9 protein-coding genes and 1 pseudogene are annotated in these 18,112 nt (G+C 38.3%); 8 read left to right on the top strand and 2 right to left on the bottom strand.

Features of this window, described 5'->3' with window-relative positions:
• The first annotated feature begins 212 nt into the window (after positions 1-212).
• The 8 genes and pseudogenes from AC3ITD_RS09020 (at position 213) to AC3ITD_RS08985 (ending at position 9,328) form a co-directional block, all read left to right on the top strand.
• Positions 213-752 (top strand): Pvc16 family protein, encoded by a 540-nt coding sequence (locus tag AC3ITD_RS09020; protein WP_489365831.1) that lies wholly within the window; start codon positions 213-215, stop codon positions 750-752.
• Positions 753-876: 124 nt separating this feature from the next.
• Positions 877-2,661, top strand: a complete 1,785-nt coding sequence (locus tag AC3ITD_RS09015; protein WP_489365829.1) for a phage tail sheath family protein — start codon at positions 877-879, stop codon at positions 2,659-2,661.
• A 412-nt stretch (positions 2,662-3,073) separates the two neighbouring features.
• Entirely contained in the window at positions 3,074-4,150 is a 1,077-nt protein-coding gene (locus AC3ITD_RS09010) for a glycoside hydrolase family 76 protein (RefSeq protein WP_489365827.1), read from the top strand.
• A 12-nt stretch (positions 4,151-4,162) separates the two neighbouring features.
• A pseudogene (locus AC3ITD_RS09005) lies at positions 4,163-5,586 on the top strand (glycoside hydrolase family 125 protein).
• A gap of 158 nt (positions 5,587-5,744) precedes the next feature.
• Complete coding sequence (locus AC3ITD_RS09000; protein WP_489365825.1) at positions 5,745-6,932, top strand: GAF domain-containing sensor histidine kinase; 1,188 nt, start codon at positions 5,745-5,747, stop codon at positions 6,930-6,932.
• A complete protein-coding gene (locus AC3ITD_RS08995; protein WP_265801019.1) occupies positions 6,929-7,120 on the top strand; it encodes a hypothetical protein in 192 nt (63 codons plus the stop codon). Before AC3ITD_RS09000 ends, AC3ITD_RS08995 begins: the two co-directional genes overlap by 4 nt.
• Before the next feature lie 311 nt (positions 7,121-7,431).
• On the top strand, positions 7,432-8,646 hold the full coding sequence (locus AC3ITD_RS08990) for a sterol desaturase family protein (protein ID WP_489365823.1): 1,215 nt from the start codon (positions 7,432-7,434) through the stop codon (positions 8,644-8,646).
• On the top strand, positions 8,636-9,328 hold the full coding sequence (locus tag AC3ITD_RS08985) for a lysoplasmalogenase (RefSeq protein ID WP_489365821.1): 693 nt from the start codon (positions 8,636-8,638) through the stop codon (positions 9,326-9,328). The genes AC3ITD_RS08990 and AC3ITD_RS08985 overlap by 11 nt, the downstream gene beginning before the upstream one ends.
• Positions 9,329-9,588: 260 nt before the next feature.
• On the opposite strand, the gene pbpC is transcribed toward AC3ITD_RS08985, so the two are convergent.
• Both pbpC and AC3ITD_RS08975 read right to left on the bottom strand, forming a co-directional pair.
• Complete coding sequence (gene pbpC / locus AC3ITD_RS08980; RefSeq protein WP_489365819.1) at positions 9,589-11,961, bottom strand: penicillin-binding protein 1C; 2,373 nt, start codon at positions 11,959-11,961, stop codon at positions 9,589-9,591.
• A gap of 238 nt (positions 11,962-12,199) precedes the next feature.
• The gene (locus tag AC3ITD_RS08975) at positions 12,200-17,791 is read right to left on the bottom strand and encodes an alpha-2-macroglobulin family protein (RefSeq protein WP_489365817.1); all 5,592 of its coding nucleotides are present in this window, start codon (positions 17,789-17,791) and stop codon (positions 12,200-12,202) included.
• Between the last annotated feature and the right edge of the window lie 321 nt (positions 17,792-18,112).

Below are 18,112 nucleotides of genomic sequence, written 5' to 3'. Positions count from 1 at the left end.
AAACTCTTCTAATTTTAAGATAACCAATAACATTCGATCAAAAAAAATGAAACGCCCAATGAAGCTACCCATTTTTAATTGATGGAATTCTCTAGGTAAACAAAGATTTTGATTGATAATTTTCAAATAATTGTAGATAAATTTCACTATTTTCACAGATAAGTTTATGGTAATCATTCAATTACAAGTATAATCTTACATGAAATTTGCCTATGATCAACACTGCTCTAGATTTCATTTCGAAAGAAATTAATGGCTATTTCAACCATCTTATCGGAACAACAAACGAAGATTATATTGTTGTTTCGAATCTCGTTTACGATGGTAAATTAGCTATTCCTCATCAAAGCCTGGGCTTAACCTTAATTAACATTGAAGAAGATCTTATTGCCAAAAATCAGTTTGTAAATGTAAGAAACATGCCGGGTGAGAGTGAATCCAGAAATCCTGGTATGGGTCTTAGCTTATACATCCTAATCTCCGCAAACTTTCATTACGAAGCAACTATAACGCCCCGAACGGATTATCTGGAAGGTTTGGAAAGGTTATCGCAGGTAATTTCTTTTTTCCAGAATAAAAATGTTTTTACACCGTCCAATTCGCCTCAATCATCTATCATAGATTCTAACACTGAACAATTAAGTATAGCGCTTGTGAATCTTAATTTCGAACAAATAAACCATTTATGGAGCGCTATCGGACACAGTTATCTTCCGTCGGTGATGTACAAACTCCGTATGTCAAGCGTTTGAGAGCACGTACAGCAGGTTACGCATGGAAGAGTTGCATTTATTTCCATTAACAAATTTGAATACCTGGAAATCAACACTTTTAAAAGAAATGCAACATAAGCTTGAAAAATCAATCACTTAAAAAATGGCTTTAAAATACAAAAATCCGGGAGTTTATGTTGAGGAGATTTCAATTTTTCCACCCTCCATTGCCCAGTTAGAAACTGCTATACCGGGTTTTATTGGTTATACCGCTAAGCGGGAAAAAAACGGAATTGCTTTCGATGTAAACGTACCTCAACGCATTACTTCGCTTTTAGAATTTGAGCAATATTTTGGGCTAGCGTATCCTGAGCTTTTGGAAGTTACTATAGAAAATCCGGATAAGGGTTCTACTATGCCGAAGATTGCAGTAAATCCAACAACTACAGTTTCGGGCTATCTACTTTATTATCATGTAAAAATGTTTTATGATAATGGTGGCGGTCCATGTTTCGTTGTTTCTGTAGGTGATTTTGCCGAAACACCAGTCATAGTTAAAAGCGATTTAAAAAATGGATTAGACGCGTGTGAAAAAGAGGATGCGATTACTTTACTCGCTATTCCAGAAATTACAGCGCTATCATCGGCATCGGAAATACTAGAAATGAACGATGCCATGCTTGCCCAGTGCGCAAAGTTGAAAGATCGATTTTCCATACTGGATGTACCACAATCTGGCTCGGCTACGCCTATTCGCGATGCCGATACATTTCGCAGTGATTTTGTTAGCGCTGCTCATTTAAAGTATGGAGCAGCTTATTATCCGAAAATTCAAACAAAAGCTATCTATAATCGTACCGCTGATGATTTTATTAAGATTGCAGCTGATAATAGGGGTATAGGGACAAACAATGGTATTTACAAGAAGGTTGGCGATACTAAACAGTCAATTACCAAAATGATTGATACATCTAATCCCGTTACTGCATTGAAGGCCTCTGGAACTATAACTTTCGAATCTAATGATCTTGAAAATCATTCTATTTCCATAGCAGGGATCAGTTTTAAGTTTGGAGGAAGTGATGGTATCCCTTTAGGAAGCGGGGAGGTATCTGCCGAATCACTTAGGGCAGCTATTGCGGCTCACCCCGATCTTTCTGCTATGGTAGTTGCAACTGTATATGTCGCTGTTGTTACCTTAACTGCGGGCACCGCCGGAAATGAAGGAAATAACATTACCATGGTTTATGATCCGAAAGGAAACACACCCGCTGTTACTTTGAGTGGGCCAGCTTTAACTGGCGGTTTTGATAGCATAGATTTTACGTTATTTCACGAAATTAAGGCTGCATTAAATGCATATACCGTTCCACTCTATCCATCAGGAATGGTGGCTGGAGTAATGGCCAGGGTAGATAACAATAGAGGCGTTTGGAAAGCTCCGGCAAATGAAAGCATCATAACAGTTGATAAACCGCTAGTTAAAATTAGTAATGAGGAACAAGATTACCTAAATGTCGATCCGATGGGAGGAAAAAGTATAAATGCCATTAGGAAATTTGATAGTAAAGGCACTTTGGTTTGGGGCGCCAGAACGTTAGCGGGAAATGATAATGAATGGCGATACGTTCCTATTCGAAGATTATTTATCATGGTGGAGGAATCTATCAAGAAAGCAACCGAGTTTGTTGTATTCGAACCAAATGATGCAAATACCTGGATTCGGGTAAAAGCCATGTGCGAGAACTTTTTTAATCAATTATGGCGCCAGGGTGCACTTGCAGGGGTGAAACCAGAACATGCCTATTTTGTAAATGTAGGTTTGGGCGTAACCATGACATCCCTAGATCTTTTAGAAGGAAGATTAATTATTGAAATCGGTTTGGCTGCGGTTCGGCCGGCCGAGTTTCTTATATTGAAATTCTCTCTTTTATTAGTAAAATCCTAAAACAATGAACCCGAATACAAAACGCTGTGATGAACATGGAGAACCAGTGAAACACCTAACATTACCTTTCTCAAATTAGATTAATCCGTAATTTTCAGCATGTGTTTAGAGTCAACTTTAGAAATTCTCGAGATCTGACCATTTTTCTTTTGTACCAATCCAAATTTCACTCGGCTTAATAGAATTATCCCATCAAAGCAAAAAAATAATTTCATACAAAGTCAAATTTATCCTCTTCAAGAAAATCGATTTAGGAATAGCTTAACTGGCTTTTTTATTTTGATGTTAATGAAATTATACTAATATTTGTTTTTAGTGCTAACCGAATATTTTTATAGCTTATTATTAAACGATGGAATTAATTATTAAGTGAAGATTACTGAAAAAATAGCCTGCTTAAAAACCGCCATTAATGAGATACATCTTTAGACTATTCTTTTTAACATTCACTGCACTTTTTTATGTTGCCTCAAGCTATGCGCAACATAAAACAGAAAAGTATTTGAAGAGGGTTGATATTATCGAAAATAATATCAACAGATATTTTTTAGTAAAAGATAAAGGCTTGTATTTGGAAAACATTGGGAAGCATGAGAAACCATATTCCTACTTGTGGCCTTTATGTGCTTTAATCCAGGCGGCAAATGAAAGTGAGGCCATTGGACGAAAGCAAGCCATGAAGCCTGTAATTTCTGCGATAGACCAATATTATACCACAGCATCGCCCTTGCCATCCTATCAATCGTATATCAATAAAAGTTCACGCTTTTACGATGACAACCAATGGATTGCAATCGCATATCTGGACGCATACAATCGGACGAAAAATTCGATTTATTTAACAAAAGCCAAAGAGATTTACCAATGGCTATTAACCGGCTACGATGAAAAACTTGGTGGAGGATTATACTGGAAAGAGGATGAAAAAACATCTAAAAATACCTGTTCAAACGGGCCGAATGTTTTGGTTTCACTACGATTATACAAAGCCACTAAACAAAAGAAGTACCTGGATACCGCATTGCTTGTTTATAATTGGACGAATAAAATGCTTCGATCTCCAGAAGGCATATTTTATGATGCCATCAGCATAAAAAATTCAAAAATCGACTCGGCAACATACACATACAACACTGGTACAATGTTGCAAGCAAATGTAATCCTTTATCAAATTACAAAAGATAAAAAGTATTTAGATGAAGCGAAGTTTATTGCCGGCAATGCCCAAAAACATTTTTACAGAAATAATAAACTTGGTGATCACTATTGGTTCAATGTTGTTTTAATGCGTGGTTATCTCGAGTTGTTCGAAGTTGAAAAAGATCCTCGTCGACTATCATTTCTAATTGATGAAGGCGAGCGAATTTGGGCGGAAGAACGAGACGACAATGATCTTTTAGGTAAACAAAAAAACAAATCGCTAATTATGCAAGCGGCAATGTTGGAATATTATGCCCGGTTGGCGCAACTTAAATTAACCAAATTATAATAAACATCCATAATGAAAAGACGAACATTTATACAAAACACCGGTTTATTAGGCGCTGGGGTTTTGGCATCAAAATTTTCTCTGGCAGCAGATCTTGTACCCGAGTTTCCAGTAGTAAGGGTTGCAGCGGGGAAGAGACATTTTCAAAGCAAAGCAGTAGATGCTGCTATCAAAACATTCCAATCGAATGTTAAAAATCCAGAGTTAGCCTGGCTCTTCGAGAATTGTTTTCCAAATACTTTGGACACCACTGTTTATTACGAGGAAAAAAAAGGCAGACCCGATACTTATGTAATCACTGGTGATATTGATGCGATGTGGCTTCGCGATAGCTCTGCGCAAGTTTGGCCCTATCTTCAATTTATTAATGAAGATGAGCCACTAAAAAAACTTATAGCTGGGGTAATTATCCACCAAACTCAATGTGTATTAAAAGATCCATATGCCAATGCTTTTTATGGCGATCCAAATAAGGTAGGTGAGTGGAAAACTGATAAAACTGCCATGCAGGCTGGTGTGCATGAGCGTAAATGGGAGATCGATTCTTTATGTTATCCGATTCGCTTAGCTTATCATTATTGGAAAAAAACTGGTGATAAAACTCCATTCGATGCCGATTGGAAAAAAGGCATTGAAGCCACCTTAAAAACTTTCAAAGAGCAGCAACGCAAAGCGGATAAAGGACCATATCACTTTCAACGTGAAACCACTCAACCGACAGATTCATTGCCAATGGCAGGTTACGGTTTCCCGGTAAATCCTGTTGGCTTAATTTGTTCGGCTTTCCGTCCGAGTGATGATGCAACTATTTTCCCATTTTTGGTTCCATCCAACTTTTTGCGGTATCAAGTTTAAAACAAGCTGCAGAAATGATCAAGGCATTACAGCCTGATAAAACATTAGAAAGCAGCCTGTTAAATCTTTCCAGTGAAGTGAGTGCTGCGCTCCAAAAACACGCCATTATCAATCATCCAAAATATGGCAAAATTTATGCCTTCGAGGTTGATGGTTTCGGAAGTGCCTATTTAATGGATGATTCTAACGTGCCAAGTTTACTTAGTTTACCCTATTTAGGCGCCGTAAGTGTTGATGATCCTATTTACAAGAACACCCGAAAATTTGCACTCTCAAAAGATAATCCATACTTTTTTAAAGGCACCGCTGCGGAAGGTATTGGCGGTCCTCACGCTGGTCAAGATATGATTTGGCCAATGAGTATCACCATGAGGGCTTTAACCTCAAAAGACGATACAGAAATTAAATATTGTATCGATACGCTTCGTAAAACTCATGCAGGAAAAGGTTTTATGCATGAATCGTTTAACAAAGATAATCCGGCAAACTTTACCCGTGCCTGGTTTGCTTGGTCAAACACGCTATTCGGCGAGTTATTATGGAGAACATACCATGAACGACCGAACTTATTAAAAGCATAAATATTTGGCTGCCCGATTGTTTTAATTCGGCAGCCAAATATATATTTAGGTTTTCAGAGCTGATCGGGTATCTTGTGTAAAACGAATGTTATAAAAGTAAGCGGCTTTTCTTCCCGAATTTATTTTTGTAAATTGTGCAACATTATCCCTATTAACACTTGCAAACAAATAACAATAACATTCTTGCTGATATAGAATCAATTGGCAAAATTCCTGCAGTAGCAAACATATTAGAAATAGTTTGCAATGCTACAGGCATGGGTTTTTCTGCAGTTGCCAGAGTAACCTCAGACAAATGGGTGGTTTGTGCCGTTAATGACAAAATAAATTTTGGGTTGGTTCCTGGCGGGGAATTAGATTTAAAAACCACAATTTGTAATGAAATCAGGCAACATCATGATCCGGTGATTATCGATCATGTTTCCGAAGATGAGCAGTTTGCTAACCATCATACGCCAAAAATGTACGGCTTTCAAAGTTATATCTCTGTTCCAATCGTAAGAAAAGATGGTGATTTCTTCGGTACACTTTGCGCCATCGATCCTAAACCAGCAAAACTTAACAACCCTACTATAATAGGGATGTTCAAGATGTTTGCTGATTTGATTGCCTTTCATTTAGATACGATGGATCAATTGGCGGCATCAGAAGAGCTTCTAAAAATTGAGAAGGAAACCGCTGAAGTTAGAGAACAGTTTATTGCCATTTTAGGTCACGATCTACGCAATCCATTAAATGCAATTTCTAATAGTGCGCAATTGTTGGCCCGTATCAATCACGAAGACCGAACGCAAAAGTTGGTTAACATCATAAAAGATTCTTCATTCCGGATGAATGGCTTGATTGAAAATATGCTCGATTTTGCAAGCGGCAGATTGGGAGGCGGGATTAACATTTCTCCAACTCCTGATGAAGATTTAGAAAAGATTTTGTACCAGGTTATCGAAGAGATTCACGCCATATCTCCTGATAAGAAAATGAAACTGAACTTTGATATTGCACATCCCATTCATGCCGATGGAAAGCGGATTGCGCAACTGTTTTCTAATTTGTTGGGCAACGCCCTGGCTTATAGTTCAGCAGATTCTACTATCGATATCTCGGCGGTAACCAATGAAAGTCAGTTTACACTTTGCGTAGCTAATCCTGGTAAAAAAATACCTGAGGCTGCAATGGAAAGGTTATTTCAACCATTTTCGAGAGGAGAGGTAGAGCCAAACCAAAAAGGACTTGGTTTAGGTTTGTACATTTCTTCTGAAATTGCAAAAGCACACGGTGGATCACTTGAGGTTACCTCTAACGAAGATAATACTTGTTTTACGCTTATTCTACCGATTTTAAAATGATTGTAAATGATGATCTTCCTACATCGACACTGTTAGAACTCAAATTAGGGCAATACATTGAAAATGCGAATGCTTCTGGTAAAATTACGAAAATAGAAATTCAGGAAACTGATGAGTTTTTACAATTTTTATTCGGATTGGATAGCCAGAAGCAAATTGTAGTGCGAAAGCTAAAACAGGTTTGTTAATTAAGTCCCGTAGCCGAAGATTAAATTACTTATTACAATTTGATAGGTAATAATAGCAAACTGCAAGTCTGTTAGGTAATTATGCCGATAATTCATCTTATTTGCGAGTTCGATCCAGCTACTTCAAAAATCTTCCTCTTCAAGCAATGTAATTCTATACAAAATTGTTATGATAGTATTTTTAAATTTCATCATATTTGATTTTTTGATGAAGTTCCAGCACAAAAGCATCTGATTTTCTAATCGATATAATTTAACTAATCGCAAATATTTTTTAAATTGTAAAAATACTCTAACCAAATATTTTATTCATGAAAGTAGATTACATCGCTTTATCTGTTCCTGTATTTTTTATTCTGATTGGGATAGAGCTTGCTTATAACTTTTATAAAAAGTTGAATTTTTACAGGCTAAATGATAGCATCTCGAACTTAAGTCAGGGGATAGGGCAGCAGCTTACAGGTATTTTCATGAAAACGACCTTGTTCTTTGGTTATAGATATATTTTCGAACATTGGCGCTTGTTTGATCTGCCAAAAACCATTTGGATTTGGATCATACTTTTCATAGGTGTTGATTTTTTCTATTACTGGTTTCATCGGATGAGCCATCAGGTAAATGCACTTTGGGCGGCACACATTGTTCACCATCAATCAGAAGAATATAACTTGACGGTAGCGCTTAGACAAAGCTGGTTTCAAGGTTGGTTTAGCTGGGTTTTTTATTTGCCTTTAGCCTTTGCAGGTTTCGACCCAATTATGTTTTTAACATTAAGCTCATTCAATACGTTGTACCAATTCTGGATTCATACAAGAGCGATCAAATCAATGGGTTTTCTAGAATATATCCTAAACACGCCGTCGCATCATCGTGTTCATCATGGCTCCAACCCAAAATACATTGACAAAAACCATGCAGGAACGCTCATTATTTGGGATAGGCTTTTTGGTACGTTTCAAAAGGAAGAAGAAGAAGTTTATTATGGGATCACTAAGCCTTTGGCCAGCTGGAATCCCTTTTGGGCAAACATCCATTATTGGGATGATTTAGTTAAAACAGCTCGGCAATCACCAAAAATAAGCGACAAGATCAAGGTTTTTATCAATCCTCCAGGATGGTTTCCTGATCACTTGGGAGGTTTTCAAAATGCACCTGAAATAGTAACAAGCTACAAAAAGTATAATCCCAAATTTCAGTCAAAGCTTATGGGATATGTTTTAGTACACTTCCTAATAGCCTTGATTGCTGGCTCAGTAATATTGTTTTCTTATACCAAATTAGATACGATATCACTCGTTTCAGGTGCTGTTTTCACACTTTGTACATTAACAACATGTGGCGCTTTGTTAGAGCAGAAGCAATGGTTAGCAAAATTTGAATATTTTAGATTAGCACTCGGTTTTCTCTTGGTGGTAGTTTTAAAATTTCCAATAGGCTATCAAGTAATATTTGCAGGCATACAGTTAATATCCGTAATTTGGTTCTTCAATTTGCAACAGGCAAACCCTAATACTGATGAAAACTAAGCTATTCTCTTTTATTTTTGCAATCGTATTTATTATTCAGCTTTATGCAGAAACAGTTGGCAATATCCAATTGCGTAACTTCTCCAAACCGCTAATTGTTATTACTCTTCTGGCATGGCTTTACTTAAGCACAAATCTTAAAGGCAGGTTCCATAAACGTATTTTTACAGGTTTGGTTTTTGCCCTAGCAGGAGATATATTTTTAATGCTGCAAACAGGTCGATCTGGTTTTTTTATATACGGATTAATCGCTTTTTTGCTTTGCCACATTTTTTATATCAGGGCATTCATTCTAGATCATAAATCAAACCCTAGCCTAAAAAGTGGATTTTTTTTATGGGTTGTAGGTGCTTTGATCATTTTTTGTGTGGGCTTGTTTTTCTACCTACAACCTTTCCTTGGCGCCATGCAATTTGCCGTTTTATTTTACGCCATTATTATCACTTTCATGGCGATAATGGCAGTAAACCGGTACGGTAAAGTAAATATCTTTAGTTACAAATTGATTGTTTACGGAGCCTTGTTTTTCCTGTTGTCAGATAGTGCGCTGGCCGTAAATAAATTCGCACTGCCCATTCCACAGGCAGGCGTTTTGATTATGGCAACTTATATGATTGCTCAATATTTAATTGTCTACGGAACAGTAGAAAGGAAGTTAGTGGTTACGAAGACGGAGATTTAAGAAATGCTTTTAGTTTTTGGAAAGCAGTGTTCTGCAATTATCGGTTACGGCAGTCCCGCTATCCTTTCTCCCGATGAAAAATCGGGATTCATTCTATCGGGTTTATTAAACTCAAGAAATTGCAAAAAAATACCTCTTCATAGCCAACAAGCAACCGTCGACTGAAGTCGACGGCAATGAAGACTGAAGTCAACGGCAATGAATAGGCAAACGGCAAAAAAATATTCGCTTTAATTTCTGAATTTTGATCTTTAATCCTTCTACTTTTTTTCCTTATCCAAGACAGTAAAAACCTGTACTAATCTTTCTCCATTTTCATCAACCAAAGTTAAGGTATGTTTACCTGGTGCCGGACTAATAGCCAATTGATGGTAATTGCTGGTGGTGGCTACATATTCATTGTCGATATGCCAATAAATTTTGGAATTCTGATTCCGATGTGCCGCATTCAATACGATTTTACCTCTTGTTCCATCGAGTTCTAAAGGAATATAAACAACTGCACCGTTTTTAGGATAAATCAATTCCATTACGTTATTACCGCCGTTGTTCTCACAGCCGATCATAAATGCAGGTAAGCTTTTGTAATCGCTATTTTTAATTTTATAATAATATTCCATCGCCGGCGGTAAAATAAACCAGCTTTTGTGTTGCATATTGGTTACGCTTTCGCACTGGTCGGTTACCCGGTAAGTTCCAGTTCTATCCAGGTGAACCAGCTTGTGAAAAGGGCAGGCTGCTGTTTTCTCTCCAGAAGCGGGGATCCATTCATTCACAACATCAGGGCAATTTTCTCCTGCCTTGTAACCACTCTGTTTGCAGACTCTAGTTTTTCGAAGTTTTGTAGTTGGTGTTTCAAACCATTTTCCGTTAGGCAGCAACCTAAAGATATCAAATAAAACTGGTGCAGCGGCCTCAATACCAACCAATCCTGGCCGGCCCTCACCATCGGCGTTGCCCACCCACACACAAACAACATAATTCGGTGTCAGGCCAACCGCCCAGGCATCCCGAAAGCCAAAACTCGTGCCTGTTTTCCACGCCACTCTTTGAGAGGATGAAAACTGCTCCCATAAACCTTCATCACCAGGGCGCATTACTTCTTCCATAGCATTAAAAGTGGCACAAATAGCACCATGGTCTAAAAATGAATTTCGTTGATAATCTTTTTCATCCTTTTTATCGGAAGCAAAATAAGTAGCTTGATTATAATCGTTTGGATTATACAAACCTTTATAAGTGTTGAAGTGGTTCAACGTACGAACCATGCCCATGTACGTATTGGCTAAATCCCACATCGTCACTTCACTGCCACCTAAAATTAGCGATAAACCGTAATGATCGGCAGGTTGATTTAAGGTGCCGATTCCAAGCTTTTTTAGCTTATCATAAAAACGTTCATACTTATATTGCTGCAACATTTTTACCGCTGGAATGTTGAGGGAGCGGCTCAATGCTTTATCAGCTGAAATGGCGCCATCGTATCCTAGATCATAGTTTTGGGGAGAATATCCGGCTATCTGAGTCGGGATATCAGGGACCAAAGTGTGAGGCAAGATAAATCCGTCATTGAGCATGCTTGCATAAAGGAGTGGCTTCAATGTACTGCCCGGACTGCGTGGTGCTTTAATCATGTCTACATGACTCTCCAAATCGGCATTTTCAGGTTGATAGATATTTCCAACATAACTAACTACATGCCCGGTTTTCGCATCCAGCACCAACGCGGAGATATTGTTAATGTCGTTTGCTCTATATCGGTTATTGTATCGCTTTAAAATTGAATTGATTTTAAGTTGAATATCTTCGTTCAGTGTCGATCTAATCTTGGTAGAACTTATCTTAAGACTTGCTCTTTCTGCTTTAAACCGGTTAAGTAAATGGGGTGCGTTTTGAGGTAAGGGGAGCGGTTTACCAGGAACAGGTTCGAGTTTAGATAGATTCGCGGTAGCTTGGTCTATGTATTTCAGCCTAGCTAATTTATCCAGCAAATCGTTTCGTTTTTTTATTAAACGGGCAGAATTTTTGCCTGGATGAACCAGTGACGGACTATTTGGAAGAACAGCCAAAGTGGCCATTTCACCCCAGGAAAGTGTCTTAGCGTCACGGCCATAATAGCGCCAGCTTGCGGCCTCCAACCCAACAACATTACTGCCAAAGGGTGCATTGGCCGCATAAAGATTGATAATTTCTTCCTTTGAATACTTTAATTCTAAGCGTAAAGCCAAAATCACTTCTAATAACTTTTGCCAAATGGTTCGGTCTTGCTGTCGCGATAATCGAATTACCTGCATGGTTAGCGTACTGCCTCCGCTCACTACACTTTTGGCTTTAAAGTTTTGCCGCATAGCTCTGCCCATCGCTAAAAAATCAAGGCCAAAATGATCGTAAAACCGTTTATCTTCAAAAGCAATAATGCAGGTTTTAAATTTTACCGCAACTGAATCAACCACGGGGAAACGCCACTGTCCATCGCTTGCAATAGCCGCACTAAGCAAATTTCCATTGTTGGCTTCAATAACAAAAGAGGTGGGAGATTTGAAGAGTTTTGAAGGTAAAGAAAAAAGAAAAACCAAAAGCATGACGAAACAAGCGATATCGGCAATTAAAAATGCTTTTGGGATTTTGTTCATTGGTTTGGTAAGAATCGATTTGCTTTACCACCCCTAACCCCTCCTAAAATAGGAGGGGAATTGTAAGAGATAAGGGTAATTTTCTGCATTTAATATTGGTTTTGGGATTAAACCCACCAGCTTAAAAATTATTGTAAAATTTTCAACCCGCAGTGTCCAATTCCCCTCCTTATTTTCAAGGAGGGGTTAGGGGTGGTTTTTCATCGCCATTATGGCGTGAACTTTCTTAAAGAAACCACTATTTCACTACCTGTACCCATTTCCCAGCTTGTGTTGCTGAAATATCGTTGTTATACATCGCCTCACATTGAACTGCTGATAGATAATATTTTCCAACATACGACGCGTTGAGCAATACTTTGTACACCAGGCTTTCGTTTTCTCTGATATTGAAGTAGGTGAAAACCCGATCGTCACGAATATCTTGATACGTAAACGGAGATGAAGCCAGGATACTTTGGTTATCGTTAACACGGGTATTAATAATTTCCCAACCCGAAGGGAAGATTTGGGTTAACGCCATTTGTTCGTAATAGCCCATTCTTCCTGGATTTTTTACAGTTACTTCAGCATAAAAATCGGTTCCCTGTTTTAATGTTGTCGGATCTAAAGTTGTTCCGTTTAAACGTTTGTAGCTTACGTTCATATCCAAAACTTCAGGTCTGTTTGGTAAAAAGTTGTTCTGACCTGCAACAGGTTGTCCTTCTAAAACCAAACGAACAAACAACACGTTATTGCCATTGTTGGTGATCGAAGCCGTACTGCCTTTGAAGCTAACTGGAGTGCTATTCAGATATTGATCTGAATTGACAGGAACTGATTTTCCATCTAACACGTATTGATATTGTAGTTTATTTGATGACTGATTAGAACCGCAGAACTTACCAATAGCCAATAAACTATAGGCCGTTGTTTGCGTACTGTACCAGGTATTTTCACCCAGTTTGGCAGCCAATGGTTGAAGTAAACTCGCCGCTTTTGCTTTTTGGCCAAGCAATGTAAGTGTTTCCAAAATCATTGCCTGATCGCGAACGTCAGAACCGTAAGTGCCTCCGAGCTGTTTGTAAGGCTGAATTGAAGTGTCTAACCCACTAATCATATTTGAGGCAACATTGCTTTGTCCGGCCAATTTATACGCCGCTGCTAATCGCCATTTTGCGGCCACTGACAGATATTCGAATGCTTTCAAACGGTTCATTGCAGCCATTTCTGGTTTTTTTGCCAGCGCAAGCATGTATAAACGATATGCCTGAGATAAATCTCCACCGTAAAAATTATTGCTGTTAGGAGCCCAATTTGCAGCTTTTGTTTTTTGATAACGTAAAAGTTCATCCAGTAAACCAACCGGTAACGTATAGCCAGCATTTTGCGCTTCCACTAAGAAATGACCAGCATAGTTAGTTCCCCATTCATCAGAACTGCCTTCGCCAGGCCAGTAAGATAAGCCTCCATCAGTGGTTTGGAAACCTTTCAATCGGGTAATTCCAGCCTTGATGTTTTTCTCTGTTTTGGCTTTTTGCTGTTCATTTAAAGGACTTAACCTATCCAGATACAATTGAGGGAAAATACCCGAAGTAGTTTGCTCAATACATCCGTGAGGATATTGGATTAAGTAACCCAATCGCTTGCCTAAATTAATGGCTGGAATTGAAGAAACTTCCAGTGAACCCGAGTTGGTACCTGCCATCCCGATAGGTTGATAGTTTACGGCCCATTTGGTATGCGGTTGAACGGTAGCTGAAACCACATTGGTGACATAAGGATTAGGATTTCTGATGTCCATCTCTACATCGTAGTCCGTTTTTTCGTTGCCACTTTGAGCGGTCACTTTCACTTTTGCTATGCCCACTTTATCTGGTGCTTTAACTTCAAAGTAAGCCATTTGTTCACCAGTTTTTTGATAGTAGAGTTGTTGTTTATTAGTTCCTTGAACAATTAAATTACTCGCTTGAAGTTGAACAGAAACGTTTTTCAAGTTGTTTTCTGTGGCAAAAACAGTAACTGGTAACGTAAACGTTTCACCCGGACCAATAACTCGCGGTAGGGTAGCTAAAACCATTAAAGGCTTTTTAACCTGAACAGATTTTTCTGCAAAACCATAGGCGGCATCTTGTCCGGCAACTACCATCGCTCTTAATGCACCAATGTATTGTGGTAATTTGAATTTATGCGTTTTGCTTTCGCCTTTACCAATCGTATACGGCCCCATAAATTTCACCACCGCTTTAAATCGATTTGCCTTTGCAGGGTTTAGATTTTTATTGATGCTTCCATCGCCACCAATACTTAATATGCGTTCCAGATTTCCACCCCAAGCACCCAACACATAATCAAATAAATCCCATGTTTTAACACCTAAACCTTCGCGGGCATAAAATGCACCATGTGGGTCTGGAGTTTTAAAACGTGTTAAATCCAATAGGCCTTCATCAACCAAAGCAATGGTATACGTCATGGCTTTACCGTTTTGTTCTCCAACGGTAATCGTATTTTCGGTTTCAGGCTTAATTTTATCCAACATTTTAATTGTTGGTTTCAAAATTGTTTGTGGGTCTTCAACAGAAATAGGTATTGCACCGTACATTCTGATTGGTAGATCGTTTACCGTTTGCGCATGAGGCTGTAACAAAGTAATGTTTGCAAAAACGTTTGGTGCCATTTCTTTTTCTGCCTTAAATTTATATTGCGTTTGGCCGGCTTTGGTATCAATCCAAAACGTTTTTAAAACGCGACTTCCATTCTCGATAGAAATCAGTGCCCTGCCATCTTTTGCGGTTGGAATAGTTAAAGTAATATCTTCGCCAACGGTAAATTTTTCTTTGTTAGCTGTAAACGATAACATCGATGCCTCTGTCGGATTTGCACTTTGTTCACGCTGTGCCCATCCCGGCCAATCTACATAAACTGATTTTCCGGTTACGTGACCACCATTTTCATCCCGAACGAGAATCAAATAACGACCCCATTCTGGTTCATCGATCCGTAAATTCCAACTGCCTTTCCCGTTTGATAAATTAACCTGGTGCGTTTCGACCAACTTATTGTATTGATTTTGAGTAAAATTTGAATAGGTGTTTTGGTTATCTTGTTCCCACCACCAACGCCATTGCGTTTTATACAATTCTATTTGAACAGTTTTACTTCCAGCCAATAATTTTCCATCAGTATTTACATTTACGATTTCAATTTTATGGTCTTTTCCTGTAACCAGCATACCGCTTAGCTTATCGCCTTTTTCCGGACGGACACCCAGATAGCTCTTATAAACATGGTAAGGAATGCTGAAGTTATCGATACTGAAATTACCACCTGGCTCGAAAACTTTTGTAGTAAAGTTGGCTCTTAAAACCCCCGGAGCAGTATTGTTCTCATTTAAATTGGTGTTGATTTGGGCACTTCCAGCTCCATTTAAAGAACCCTCGAAAATAGTTTTTACCTGAGATTCGAAATTAATGGTAGGATTATCAAAACTAAAACCTTCAAAACCTTTAAACTTGGTCTCGGTAGTATTTAAGTTAACATCAACCTTAGCTTTTAAATTTTGCGCCGGAGAACCGAAAAGCCATTTTGCCGTTAAGGTTGCCGCAGATGTACCAGAACTCAAATAACTTCTGTTGCCTACATTAAAATCAATTTTTAAACGGTTGGGCATTACCGTTTCAATCTTAAGCGTTTTAGTAAATGTGGCGCCACCGGCTTTTACTTTTGCCATCCAGTTTCCGGTAGGAGCGGTATTTTCGGTTGCAGTTTTGAAGCTGTAAAATCCATTTAACGGTTTGCCGTTAATCAACCGTTTATATAACTGCCCTTTCGGGTTATAGAACTCCATGGTAACTGGATAGTTGGCAGGTAATTTTTTCTGCTTGTCTTCTAATATAAATGACACAAATAAACTATCACCCGGACGCCAAACGCCCCGTTCTCCATAAATAAATCCTTTCAAACCACTTTGAACTACGTCACCACCAACATCAAAGCGACTCAATGGCAATGAACTTCCATCATCTAATTTTAAATAGCCACGTTCCGAGCCATTTTTTGCAATTAAAAGAAATGGTTGTCGTTTCAAATCGAATCTGGCAAAACCATCTCCATCTGTTTTGGTGGTAAAAATAATTTGCTTTTGATAATCCATTAATTCCAGATCGACACCGCTTAAAGGCTTTGCCGTTAATAAATCAGTGGCTACAATGAGCATGCTATTGTCATTTCCACGTTTCGCAACCAAACCAATGTTCGATGCAATTAAGTTTCTGCTGGCCCAACGTTGGGTGGTATAAAATGATGAGGTACATGGATTATCCTTATCAGCCCAACGATAGTTTTGTGGGTAATAATTGTTATAACGCATCCAAAAATCGTCATCTTCGTCAATTTTCTCTCCGTAACTATCGCCATCTCCATATTCTTCTTCGCCGTCTCCATCGCCTGCCGTTTCTTCACCGGCTTTACAGTTATAGGCATTATATTCTCGGCGAAAAGCAATGGTAACCCGATACATAGCGCCCGGTTCAGTACGAATCATCTTATCCAAATCTAAAGTGAAACGATTTTTCTTATGAAGGTTTAAAGATTTATCCTCATCTAAACGAACTGTTTTTTGAAGGATTGGCTTAGCTACCCGTCGGAGTTCATTACCATCTTTATAACTATTGGTTTGGAAAAATTGAGGGATATTGTTTTCGTATATTTTAATTACTGTTACATCTACAGCCTTTAAATTGATGGCCTCAAAAGGCAAAACCAACTTTCCTGAATTTGGTAAGATTGTTCCTCCACCGGCTATTGTTACCGAAGGAATTTTATCCTCGAAAACCAGATTTGCTGTTTTTCCACCGGTTAACGTTTTGCCATTAATATTTTCTACGCCATTGTTCACGTTGAAAGTATAATCGCCTTTCAGCTCTTCAGCGGCGTAAACTTTAACCTGGCTGGCATCTATGGTATAACGCAAATCGCTCAGGTTACCAAGTGAAATCAATCCGGTTAAATCTTGCCCTACACCAATCGGCTCCGAAAACTGTACCAAAGCGTAATCTTCTTCACCTTGGATGGCTTTCATATCCAGAATTTCGAACTTGTTTAAAGAAGGGATTCTAATTTCTTCTTCACCTTTTTGGTCAGCATCAATGGCATCTCCGTCCCATTCAATTTTCAAAGTTTGATCGGATGCCTTTTTCTTAATACTATCGATAGTGAATTTCGAAATGTTCTTCGCAGGGTCGTGTTGCCACTTTACTTTTAATTTTTGATCAAAATCGAGCTCGATGATCTTTTCAATCTTCGAAATTTCTTCAGCATCTGCGGTTGCTACTTCTCCGGTTAACTTCATATAATCCATAGAAGTATTATTTTGAGAAACCAAACCATTTTGCGAAAGCATCACGCCAGGTGTAATCACTTTAAACTCAAAATCGAAATCTTCCAAACCTTTTTCGGTGGCAGAAACTTCAGAGAGTTTAAAAGTCGCTTCATATTCTTTGCCTGGTTTCATGGGTTCATCTGGACGAAATTCCACAGTTTGCGGATCTATCCAATAGGTTTTTCCAGAAATAGATGGCGAAAAATCGAATAAATCTCTTGAATCAGCCTTGCCTAAATCTTGCATTCCACTAGCAGCATTGGCTAAATGTACCCGAATAAAACTCTTTTTTGAGATGGTACCTGAGGTATAAGCCTCAATGTATTTTGCATAAGCCTGGTTCTCTTCATTTGTTTTTTTCTTGCGACCGAAATAAATAAAGAGAATTGCGGCAATTGAAATGACCAGTAATCCAATAAAAATAAATTTCTTTTTAGAGGATGATTGATAGGTAGAGGGCTGTTCCATTTTCTGAATGCTGATTAGATGTGATTCAAAATAAACTAAAATTCCTGTTAAACTGAATTTTGTTGAAAATTAGGGTCTTGTTGGGATTTAGCTACTTAAAATTTGTATATCCATAAAGCTATTCTTTTTTAATTATCGATTTTTTCCAGATGTATATTTGTAGAAACTTCTTTATTTTTTGCCCGCTTCGAACTATTATTTGTATTGGTTTGCTTGAGACTTTTACACATTTGAACTTCCTTTAGCGTTTTCTATTTGTACTTTTCGTTGGATTTAGATAAGTTTACAAATCACCTAAAGAAACCAGATATGTTTAAGAAA

It is taken from the genome of Pedobacter sp. KH_004, from assembly GCF_057840755.1.
Note: the sequence above shows the minus strand (reverse complement) of the source record. Positions and strands in the feature narration are given on the sequence as shown.

Bases quoted from the DNA above. Each gene is read 5' to 3' on its own strand.
- AC3ITD_RS09020 (WP_489365831.1), top strand. From the start codon at position 213: ATGATCAACACTGCTCTAGATTTCATTTCGAAAGAAATTAATGGCTAT.
- AC3ITD_RS09015 (WP_489365829.1), top strand. From the start codon at position 877: ATGGCTTTAAAATACAAAAATCCGGGAGTTTATGTTGAGGAGATTTCA.
- AC3ITD_RS09010 (WP_489365827.1), top strand. From the start codon at position 3,074: ATGAGATACATCTTTAGACTATTCTTTTTAACATTCACTGCACTTTTT.
- AC3ITD_RS08995 (WP_265801019.1), top strand. From the start codon at position 6,929: ATGATTGTAAATGATGATCTTCCTACATCGACACTGTTAGAACTCAAA.
- AC3ITD_RS08990 (WP_489365823.1), top strand. From the start codon at position 7,432: ATGAAAGTAGATTACATCGCTTTATCTGTTCCTGTATTTTTTATTCTG.
- AC3ITD_RS08985 (WP_489365821.1), top strand. From the start codon at position 8,636: ATGAAAACTAAGCTATTCTCTTTTATTTTTGCAATCGTATTTATTATT.
- pbpC (WP_489365819.1), bottom strand. From the start codon at position 11,961: ATGAACAAAATCCCAAAAGCATTTTTAATTGCCGATATCGCTTGTTTC.
- AC3ITD_RS08975 (WP_489365817.1), bottom strand. From the start codon at position 17,791: ATGGAACAGCCCTCTACCTATCAATCATCCTCTAAAAAGAAATTTATT.